The organism is Acidiphilium sp. PM, assembly GCF_000219295.1.
Lineage (GTDB): Bacteria > Pseudomonadota > Alphaproteobacteria > Acetobacterales > Acetobacteraceae > Acidiphilium > Acidiphilium multivorum.
In genome coordinates this window covers 1-3,231 of record NZ_AFPR01000120.1, presented here as the reverse complement: position 1 = coordinate 3,231, position 3,231 = coordinate 1, and the positions used below count along the sequence as shown (strand labels likewise).

The 3,231-nt window shown below is 70.4% G+C and carries 3 protein-coding genes; all 3 read right to left on the bottom strand.

Annotated features, from left to right (window positions below):
• Window positions 1-208: 208 nt before the first annotated feature.
• Genes APM_RS06125 through APM_RS06115 form a run of 3 tightly spaced genes read right to left on the bottom strand, consistent with a single transcriptional unit; the run spans window position 209 to window position 3,067 of the window.
• Window positions 209-1,006, bottom strand: coding sequence for an enoyl-CoA hydratase/isomerase family protein (locus APM_RS06125; RefSeq protein WP_007422485.1), 798 nt, complete (start codon window positions 1,004-1,006; stop codon window positions 209-211).
• On the bottom strand, window positions 1,003-2,556 hold the full coding sequence (locus tag APM_RS06120; RefSeq protein ID WP_007422484.1) for an AMP-binding protein: 1,554 nt from the start codon (window positions 2,554-2,556) through the stop codon (window positions 1,003-1,005). Before APM_RS06120 ends, APM_RS06125 begins: the two co-directional genes overlap by 4 nt.
• The gene (locus APM_RS06115) at window positions 2,549-3,067 is read right to left on the bottom strand and encodes a (2Fe-2S)-binding protein (protein ID WP_007422483.1); all 519 of its coding nucleotides are present in this window, start codon (window positions 3,065-3,067) and stop codon (window positions 2,549-2,551) included. The genes APM_RS06120 and APM_RS06115 overlap by 8 nt, the downstream gene beginning before the upstream one ends.
• Window positions 3,068-3,231: the final 164 nt, after the last annotated feature.

The window sequence follows — 3,231 nt, the reverse complement described above, 5'->3', positions numbered from 1 at the left end:
TTCGCGGCGGTATTGCTGGCTGCAGCCGGCGAGCATGGCGACGCACATCGCCGCGGCGGCGGCTCGGTTGACGGATCGGATCATTGGTTTCGGCGCTCCGGAATGTCTGTTCTTGAATGTTAGCGAGGCCGCCCGGCAAGCGGGGAAATTCGCCCCGCGCCGAACTTCCCTTGTCTTTCTGCCTCCGGATTCTTCCGCAAGCAAGACGTCAGCTTCCGGTGAAATTCGGCTTGCGCTTTTCGTGGAAGGCCTCGACACCCTCCCGGAAATCATCGGACTGGCGCAGCCGGCTGTAGCAATGCCCCTCGAGTTCGATCGCGGTCGTCAGCAGGGCGTCCTCCGTCTCGTTCAACAGCCGCTTCGCGGTTCGCTGCGCCAGCGGGGCGAAGGCGCGAAGCTCGTCCACCAGCGCGTCGACGGCGGCCTCGAGGCGATCATCGGGCACGCATTCGGTGGCGATGCCCCAGTCCAGCGCCTGGCGGGCGGAGATGCGCCGTGACCGCATGACGATGTCCTTCGTCCGGGTGATCCCCACGATCTTCTGCAGGCGCGCCGAGCCGCCGGAACCGGGGATCTGGCCGAGCTTCTGCTCGGGAAGCGCGTATTGGCAGGTCTCGGAGACGATGCGGAAATCGCAGGCCAGCGAGATCTCGAAGCCGACGCCGAAGGTGTAGCCGCGGTTCGCGGCGATCACCGGCTTCGAGCAGCGTGCCGGCGCGGCGATGTTCCATGCCAGTTTCGAGACATGCTCGGGCGATGCCTCGAGAAAGCCGCGGATATAGCCGCCCGAGGAAAAATGCTCGCCATCCGCCCGCAGCACGATGACCCTCACCCGCCCGTCCTCGTCGAGGGCTTCGAAGGCGTGGCGCAACTGGTCGCGCTGCGGCATCGAGATCGTGTTCATCGGCGGCCGGGCGAGGACGATGTCCGCGCGCGCGCGGTCGGCGTCGATCTCGACGCGGAAACCGTCGAGGCGGGCGAGGCGGGGATCAGGCTGGTCGGTCATGGATTCGGTTCCCTGGAGGTGGATGGCCCGGAGAGGCACGATGGATCGAGGGCGTAGTCGCCGGCGACCAGCTTGCGCCGCAGCAGCTTGCCGACGGGCGATTTCGGCAGCTCCGTCACGAAGACATAGCGCCGGGGGCGCTTGAACCGCGCGAGGCCCGAGGCGATGCAATGCGCATCGAGCGTTTCCGCGGCCACCGGGGCGCGGCATTTCACGAAGGCCGCGACGATCCGGCCCCAGCGCTCGTCCGCCAGCCCGGCGACCGCGACCTCGGACACCGCGGGATGCAGCGACAGGCAGCTCTCGATCTCGACGGGCGACACGTTCTCCCCGCCGGTGATGATCATGTCATCGACCCGGCCGGTGACGAAGAGGTCGCCCTCCGCGTCGAGATATCCGGTGTCGCCGGTGAAATACCAGCCGCCGCGGAAGGCGCGCGCGTCGGCGTCCGGCCGCCGCCAGTAGCCCTCGAACGCCTCGTCGCTCGCGGCATCGGCGATGATCTCGCCCTCCTGCCCCTGGGCGACCTGCGCGTCCGGATCGCCGGGGCCGATCCGCACGACGCGCAGACGCTGGTTGATCCCGGCCCGCCCCGCCGAACCGGGCTTGCGCACGGCATCCTGGTCGATCGCGAAGGTGTAGATCTCCGACGAGCCGTAATGGTTGACGAACAGGTCCGGACGGAATGCGCCGTCGAGCGCCCGCAGCAGCCCGTCGGTCATCGAGGCGCCGGCGAAGCCGAGCTTGCGGACCGAGGACACGTCGTGCGCGGCAAAGGCCGGATGGTTCAGCAGGTCGTGATACAGCGTCGGCACCAGGTAGAGATTGGTGATCCGCTCCCGCTCGATCAGGCCGAGCGCGCGCGCCGGATCGAACCGCGGCAGGCAGACGAAGCAGCCGCCGATGAGCGACATGGCGAGCAGCGAGCGCACGCCCATGGTGTGATAGAGCGGCATCACGCCCAGGGTGCGTTCGCCGGCGCGGTAGAGGTTCTGCGCGACATGGGCAATCGCCGCGGCGCGCTCGGTGCGGTGGCGGCGCGGAACGCCCTTGGGCTGCCCGGTCGTGCCGGAGGTGTAGAGCATCAGCGACAGCGCGTCCGCGGAGACGTCCGGCAGCGCGCCATCGCCGGCGAGATCGCGGAAGCCGATCCCGGCCGATGCGGCGTTATCCACGCCGATCCGGAGCAGGCCGGCGGCGTCCACCGCGTCACCGGCCGCGTGCGACACCGGCTCGGTCACCAGCGCCCGCGCGCCGGCATTCTCCACCACGAAGCCGAGTTCGTCGCCGGTCATCCGCCAGTTGACCGGGGTGATCACCAGCCCGGCGAACTGGCAGGCCCAATGCAGCGTCGCCGCCTCCCAGCGGTTCTGCAGCGCCGTGACGATCCGCTCCCCCGGCCGCAAGCCCAGCGCCGCGAGGCCGCGCGCCACCGCCTCGATCCTGGAGAGCCAGTCCCGATAGGAGAGGCGGACGCCCTCATCGACGATGGCGATCGCCGAGGGGTCGCGGGCCGCACTCGCGCGGAAGCTCGTGGCGAGATCAAACATCGCCGCCCTCCCCCGCCGCGCCGCGCAGGGATGCGGCCGCATCGAGCGCCGCCGCGACGATCGGCGCATAGCCGGTGCAGCGGCAGAGATGGCCGCCGACGACCTCCCGCACGGCCTCCGGCGTCGGGTCGGGCGCGGCGCGCAGGAAGGCATCGAGCGACATCAGGATGCCGGCGGTGCAAAACCCGCATTGCAGCGCATGATGGCGGCGGAACGCCTCCTGCAGCACGCCGAGCCGTCCCGCCCGCGGCGCCAGGCCTTCCACCGTCCGCACCGCGCAGCCCTCGACCTGCAGCGCAAGGGTCAGGCAGGCCCGCGCCGGCGCGCCGTCGATCTGCACCGTGCAGGCGCCGCAGACGCCGTGCTCGCAGCCGACATGCGTTCCGGTCGCCCCCAATCCGTGCCGCAGCAGGTCGGCGAGCGAGGTGCGCGGCGACGCGGCGGCGACCACCTCGCGCCCGTTCAGGGTGAAGCGGATCTCGTGACGTTCGTCGGCGGTCAGGATCGTCATGCCAGGGCCTCCCCGATGACCTGTCGGCCGAGATGGCGGACCAGGTCGCGCCGGTAGCGCGCGTCGGCGTGGAAATCCGCCCTCGCATCGAGCGACCACGCGATGTCGTTCAGGGCGTCGTCGAGCGCCGTGCCGCCGATGCGGGGCAGCAGGCGCAGCACCGG

Coding starts and splice junctions, on each gene's coding strand:
- APM_RS06120 (WP_007422484.1), bottom strand. CDS start 2,556: ATGTTTGATCTCGCCACGAGCTTCCGCGCGAGTGCGGCCCGCGACCCC.
- APM_RS06115 (WP_007422483.1), bottom strand. CDS start 3,067: ATGACGATCCTGACCGCCGACGAACGTCACGAGATCCGCTTCACCCTG.
- APM_RS06125 (WP_007422485.1), bottom strand. CDS start 1,006: ATGACCGACCAGCCTGATCCCCGCCTCGCCCGCCTCGACGGTTTCCGC.